Source organism: Micrococcus sp. TCR-5, from assembly GCF_052220525.1.
GTDB classification, from domain to species: Bacteria; Actinomycetota; Actinomycetes; order Actinomycetales; family Micrococcaceae; genus Micrococcus; species Micrococcus luteus.
Genome location: NZ_JBQPDO010000031.1, coordinates 1 through 6,569 on the forward strand (window position 1 = coordinate 1; position 6,569 = coordinate 6,569).

Here is a 6,569-nt window from a genome sequence, read left to right on the forward strand (position 1 = left end):
GCTATCCCCGACGGTTCCAATCGACGGCGTTGCGCCGATCTCCGGAGGCGTTCGCCGTAGCGAATGGAGGTGAATTGAGACCCCGCATCGCTGTGACAGCGCAGATCCTCGTGCCGGGCGCCGCGTGACCAGCGGGCCATCTTGATCGCGTCGAGGACCATCTCGGTGCGCATGTGCGACGCGACCCGCCACCCGACGATCATCCTGCTGAACGCGTCGATGATGAAGCACACGTAGGCGACGCCGGCCCAGGTCGGCACGAACGTCAGGTCGGTGACCCAGAGCCGGTTCGGCGCGGTCGCGGTGAACTCCCGCTTGACGAGGTCAGGGTGACGCGCCGAAACCGGATCCGGCCTGGTGGTCTTGACCCGTTTCGAACGCCTCGCGCCCTCGACGCCTGCGGCGCGCATCAGCCTGGCGGTCTGGTCCCGGCCGATCATGATCCCCGCGCGGCGGGCAGCCTTCCAGAGCTTGCGGACCCCGTAGACCCGGTAGTTGGTCTCCCAGAGCTCGACCAGCTGAGGGATCAGCTCCTCGTCTCGCGCCGCGCGGGCGGACGGGGCACGGGTCTTTGCAGCGTAGTAGCTGCTCGGAGCCACCTGCAGCAGTCTGCAGATGAGCTCGACTCCGAGCCGGCGACCGTCAACGAGGTCGTCCTTGTTCGCGTCGATGAACGCGACTACTTCCGGTGATGGCGGTCGAGCTCCGCCCCGAAGAAAGACGCCGCCCGCTTGAGCACCTCGTTAGCCCGGCGCAACTCCCGGACTTCCTGCTCCAGCTCACGCACCCGCTGCGCCTCGGCCGAGCTCACGCCCGGCGCGAGGCCGTCATCGACGTCGGCCTGCTTGACCTACATGCGCACGGACTCGACCCCGTATCCGAGTTGCGTCGCGACGCGCTGCACGGTCCCTTGCGTGACGCCCAGCTCGGCGCGCAGCGCCCTCACCATCCGTACCGCGGCGGCCTTCTCCTCGACCGAGTAGCGACGAGTCGTCGGCTTCCCATCCGCCAGTTCCTTCGGCATAACTCCATCCTCGTTTCCAAGGTCAGGAGCCTCCAACAAACTCAGGGCGCTTCATGCAGCAGTCAGGGCCTTGTCTGGCGTTGGCTCGGCATCGATTTCCCGATCGATGGTTCGCATGACGCCGCGAGAACCCTCTATCGGGCGTTTCTCGCCACCGCCGACGACTACCTGGCTGAACGATCACAGATCGTTGAGTAGCGGATTCTGGCGCCGTCTATAGGCGTAGCGTATGCGGTGTCTTGACGGTCTTGCCGGTGCCCAACTGAGCGGTCATGTACACACCGATGACCGGTTCGCCCAAGGCCTCGCGAGAACTGTGCGCAAGACGGGCGGCGTTGTCCTCGGTCACGTACCAGCTTGCGTTTGTACCAGGTTCGAGACGGTACGGCAATTCGGGACCGAGCACGTCACCGATCGGGACGAACTGCATGACTCCGCCCCGCGTGCACAGCGACACCCGCTCCACTGACAGCGGCGCCCGTCCATGATTGACGACCTGGATACCGACCACCGGTGGCCCATCGATGCCTTGCCGTCGAAGCTTGTCCAAGTCGAATGGACTCCCGCCCTTGCCGACGGGCCCGACGTAGGCACCTGTGCCCTGCATCAGTCCATGCATCAGGGCCGCCTTGGCTCGGCCGGCTGACAGCAGCCACTGAGCGATCTGCCAGCCAAGCGATAGGCCCGCCAACAGCAGCGACACCGCAGAGATTAGTAGCGCTGTGGTAGTTGCATCCATGAGCCATGACGCTATCCGCAGCCACGGACATCGCCGGCGCACCAGCAGCCGGTGTGGCACCGCGCCCCGCACGGTGAGGAGCCGACCGACATCGACGAGCCTCGGGGAGGTGACAGCTGCGCACTCGTTGCACGTCGGAACCGTAAGAGGAGAATAGAGCTGTGACTGAGCACATACCTGAGACGGAGGCGTACATCCGGTTCCGCCTGGACGAGCTCTCGTCGCGGAACGAGCATCATCGGTTCGAGGAGATCGCTACGCGGGTTGCTCAGAAGCGGATCAGCTCGAACATCTTGATCGCGACCGGGCCTGTCAGTTCGGGCGGCGATCAGCAGCGAGACGCGGAGACGTTCACAACCCGCCTCCCGAGCGAGCTGCCGCACTCGGCAGGCTTCGCGGCTGCGGCCTCTACGTCGCCGGTGGTGGTGGCCTGCACCGTCCAAAGCGGAAGTCTGAAGCAGAAGGTTCTCAGTGACCTCGCCGGCATCTGCGCCGACGATGCGGCTGACGTTGACCACGTCGCATTCTTCAGCGTGCACCCCATCTCCGAGGGCGTGACCCACGACCTCCAGCGGACCGCCCGCGAGTCCTACGGAGTGACCTTGGACATCTTCTGCGGCGGTGATATTGCGACGTTCCTCGCCGAGGCAGACTTGGTGTGGGTCGCGCGGCACTACCTCGAACTGCCTTCGCATCTGGTCCCCACGCCGGAGGACGAGCCGGCACCGCAGTGGTACGCGGATCTGATCGATGGGTTGCGTCGCAACCGTGGGCCAGTAGCCCTGACGCCGGCGGTACAGGGCGAGATCACTCACGGACTTCGACACGCGACCTGGGATGAGCACGCGAATGCCGACTTGCCGGAGTGGTTGGACTTCATGGGGGCGTTCCTGGCTGACTCCGCAGATGGCTTGGACACCGAGTTGGTGTTCCGAGCGTGCTACGAGATGGCTATCGCGCGGTTCCGGGGCATGGGCGTCGCGGCCGGAATCGAGGACTTGGTTCGTCGCGCCGTTGACTACGCGTGTACGAGCACCCGGCCGAACATCGTTGACGATGCTGTGACGCTCTGCTCGTATTGGGGGACGATGTGGATGACCGGGGTCGCGAAGGCCGAGGCATCCGAGATCAGTGCTGCGATGCTGCGGCTACGGTCGCACCTCGTCAACCTGCTCGACGCCACCGATTCGGTGACGCATCCGGTGCGGTCGGCGACCTTGACGGGAACACTTGCGTTCGCCCACCTGGTACCGGACTGGGAGGGCATCGAGACGACTGACGGCAAGCCCCCACCTGCCGCGGTTGCCTCCAACGTCGGAGTGAGGCTCGACGAGTCCGCCATCGATACCTCGGCATTGCCGGTGTCGCACCTGTTCGACTTCGACGCGGCGATGTCCTACCTGACGCAGCTGGTCGACCTACTGCCGCGGGCTCGCGCCTACTCGTCCAGCGAACTCGCGCGTCTGTTCACGATGTACGCGCCAGCAGTCTCCGGGCACACCAACTACGAAAAGGTCCGTGACGGCTTCGACATCGTACTGGCCCAAGTACAGGGCGACGCCGCCACCGCCGAGCGATGCCGCGATCGCGGGATGGCCTTCGTGAGGGCTGGTCAGCCCCTGAAGGCTCTGGCCGAGCTGCACAACGCGAAAGCAAAGTGGTTCAACGGGGACACCATCTACGGTTCCATCCTCACGATGCGCTACCTGGGCTCGCTATACGCCAGCCTCGGGTTGATGTACGCGGCCAAGATGTACGCGTGCACCGCCGCTGCCCTGGCGATGATGAGCGACGACATCGACGTGCAGGTGCACGTGCCCAAGGCCCTGCTGGAGACAGCCAAGTACGCCCAGCAGGCCGGCACCTGGGTCGACGCTGCCCGACTCACCGAGGTCGCACTCCTGGCGCGCGCCCAGATGCTGACCGATCCATTCGACTACGACAAACACCCCGACCTCGCAGCACACGACACCAACGCCACCTTGGAGCTAGCCGGCATCCGCACATTCTGGCCCGATCTTGAACCACTTATCGAAGCAGCCCACAAGACGACTAACTGGTACGAACAGTTGGTCGAAGTCATCGAGCACGACGACTCGCGGTTCGACATGACCGAGCACGAGTTCCAAGCTCGCGCCGCCGAGCAGCTTGCTGGCCCACTCCTCGGCGATGTCGGCCACAGACGACTCATCGACTTCCAAGCCCTCGGCGTCCGCTGGACCTTCCAGTTCGACAACAACCGAGAGACGGTGCTGACCGCCGAGGGCTTCGTCGCCGCGCTCCAGGTCCTCTTGGCTGACATCGCACCGATGAACCCGGTCCTGATCAAGAGCACAATTCGGGTCACGGTGGACGTGAGACCCGGCGCCAGCCGAGAAGACGACTCGATCGACATCGACGACTCAGCGCCCGAGGTCCTGGCTAACGTTGCCCTATCGAACTCGCTGACGGACCCCGAAGCGCACAACAGGGCGATCCTCGCGATGTGCTACCAACTGCTCCACGCCGTCCATGTCCGCCCACCAGACGAACTCCAGGACCTCCTAGAACCCTTGTTCAGAGGCGGCCTCATTCACAAGGTGTCTATCGGTCGCCCCTACGAGGAGACTGCCGCCCTACTGGACGACGATCACTACGCCCGATGCGCTGACGCAAGCAGGCCGTCGTCCTCCGACGCCTTTCAACCCACCGAGTGTGAGCACTTGCCGGCCTCAACCGTTACAGGTCCGGGCTATGACCGCGATGAGTCGCTTCAGGCCATCCGCGAACGGTATGAAGTGGCCAATGAGACCCTGCGGTTCACGCTCCCACGACTGTTGTCTGATCAAGCCGGGCGAGCGACCATCGTGAGACTACGCAATGATGGTTGGCTCGACTGGCAAATTCTCGTCGCTCTAGTCAACACCTCCATGAACTGGCGGATGAAGCGAGCGGGACTACGACCCGGTGTAGGCGACCCCCGGCGAGCGCTTGACCTTGCCCGCGAGCCGGAGACATCAGCTTCCCCGACAATGCCTTTATCATTGTTCACCGACGACGTCGTCGACATGCACATCTTCACTCAGACGGTGTCAGTCGCCCGCCGGTGGAACCTCCGCGGACGGCCCGAAGCTCCCGGCGAGAACGCGATGCGTGACCTCCTGACCCGCCGGTACAGATACGCCATCGATGACATCCCACACCGTGACCTACTCGACTGCATCGACAAGGACGGAAACCTGCTCACACTGCTCGACATCCCCACCGACCACGGCAACAAGGACCACCGAGCCCGCGATGCGAGCGAGTCCGCCTAGATTCTGTCGGCGATCGCAGGACCTGGGGGACGCCCATGAAGAAGCCGCGACTGACAGTGCAGTTATGACTAGCCCAGGGGGGAGAACATGTCCGTGGATGTGAGTTCGAGCATGTGCTCCGTTGTGATCTGAGGGTCCCGTGCTTCACGTCTACCTCGATCAGTTCGCATGGATCGGTCTCGCCAGAGCAGCGCATGGCCGGACCGGCAGCGAGCGCTACCGCGATGCACTCGAGATGTGCCGGGCAGCAAGGGCGCACGAAGTGGCATCGTTCCCCCTCGATCTGTATCGGTACTGGGAGACAGCCAAGAACCACAACGACGGCTCCAGGAACCGCCTGGTCGACACGATGATCGAGCTGTCCGACTTCGACGCCATCACCACACCCAAGCAACTTCTTCAGTACGAGATCGACATCGCCCTACGCGCCCATTTCAGACGGCCAAACGGTGTGACCGCGCCTCGCGTCTTCGGGACGAGGCATCGCTCACCTGACTGCCGGCGGCGTCCACAACTCCATGAGGCGGACCGACCAACGGACGGCCTCCGAAGACAAGAGCAGCGACCTCCGAACCCCGATCGACCGCCCGCTCGAAGAGCTACTGCTGCGCGCAGGTCCAAGCACCCACGCACGCGCGGGCCTACCACTCGACCTATTCCGCTGGGGTGACTTGTTCGTGCGGCACGAAATCAGCATCGCTGAAGAGATCGCGCGGCGGAAGGTGTCGCGCGTTGAGTTGCTCCCTGCGGTCATCCACTCGGACTTCAACGATATTGCCCCGGCCATCCGTGAGCGGGTCACGGCCGCGGGCATCAGCGCCACGGAGGTGACCGAGACTTTGGGTGGCGTAGGTCTCCTCCAACTCGTTCAGTCCCTCCCCACCCGCCGGGTGGCGAACGCTCTGCGGGTGAGCAACCACCTGCATCCGCCCCAGCATCAAAATTGGAAGGCGAACGACTTCATCGACGTCGTCCAACTTCCCGTCCCCCCCGGTCTACTGCGACCTGGTGTTCACCGAGCAACAGTGGGTCCGAGCCCTGACGCGCGATAAGGACGACAAGCTCGATGAGCGGTTCGATACCAAGCTGATCTTCAAACCCGAGCAGCTGGTCGAGGCGCTGGTCGCCGCGAGCCTATGACGGCGGTAGCGATGAACCCAGTCCATCCACGGACGCGACAGGTGACTACGGCGCCAAGCACGCAGACTTGTTCACGGCGGACTGACGGCGCCTGCTGGGGCGAATCTCGGCACCCTCTGCGGCCAGCGCTCTTCTCACCGCCTGCTGGCTCACGCCGAAGCCTAGCCCGACCTCCATCAGCGTCAATCCACCCGCATACAACTCAACCGCTTCGGCGAGGTGGCACTCATCGAGACCGCGCCGGCGGATCGGGACCGAGCGGCGGACAAGGTGCGCCGCCGCGGTGCGGCGATGAATGCTGTACCGCTCGCCCAGCTCCACGAGTGTCGCGCCCGACTCATACGAAGCCACCAGCTCGTCCACCTGTGCC

The 6,569-nt window shown here is 64.3% G+C and carries 4 protein-coding genes, 1 pseudogene and 1 other annotated feature; of the genes and pseudogenes, 2 read left to right on the forward strand and 3 right to left on the reverse strand.

Going from position 1 to position 6,569, the window contains the following annotated elements; translation table 11 throughout:
* Together ACTSKS_RS10870 and ACTSKS_RS10875 are read right to left on the reverse strand one after the other, a co-directional pair.
* Nucleotides 1–1,024, reverse strand: a pseudogene (locus tag ACTSKS_RS10870) (IS3 family transposase); the annotation flags it as partial.
* Nucleotides 591–725: a sequence feature (AL1L pseudoknot), on the reverse strand. (Overlaps the previous pseudogene by 135 nt.)
* Nucleotides 1,025–1,238: 214 nt before the next feature.
* Nucleotides 1,239–1,763, reverse strand: a complete 525-nt coding sequence (locus ACTSKS_RS10875; protein WP_087625420.1) for a phosphoribosylamine--glycine ligase — start codon at nucleotides 1,761–1,763, stop codon at nucleotides 1,239–1,241.
* A gap of 161 nt (nucleotides 1,764–1,924) precedes the next feature.
* Between ACTSKS_RS10875 and ACTSKS_RS10880 the strand changes: the two genes are divergently transcribed.
* Entirely contained in the window at nucleotides 1,925–5,059 is a 3,135-nt protein-coding gene (locus tag ACTSKS_RS10880; RefSeq protein WP_256835745.1) for a hypothetical protein, read from the forward strand.
* Between the two features lie 1,008 nt (nucleotides 5,060–6,067).
* A complete protein-coding gene (locus ACTSKS_RS10885) occupies nucleotides 6,068–6,199 on the forward strand; it encodes a hypothetical protein (RefSeq protein ID WP_256835923.1) in 132 nt (43 codons plus the stop codon).
* Between the two features lie 45 nt (nucleotides 6,200–6,244).
* Here the strand turns inward: ACTSKS_RS10885 and ACTSKS_RS10890 are convergent.
* On the reverse strand, nucleotides 6,245–6,569 hold a 325-nt coding region (locus ACTSKS_RS10890; RefSeq protein WP_442927552.1), incomplete at its 5' end, for a hypothetical protein.

Excerpts from the sequence above, each read along its gene's own strand:
- ACTSKS_RS10875 (WP_087625420.1), bottom strand. The coding sequence starts at position 1,763 with ATGGATGCAACTACCACAGCGCTACTAATCTCTGCGGTGTCGCTGCTG.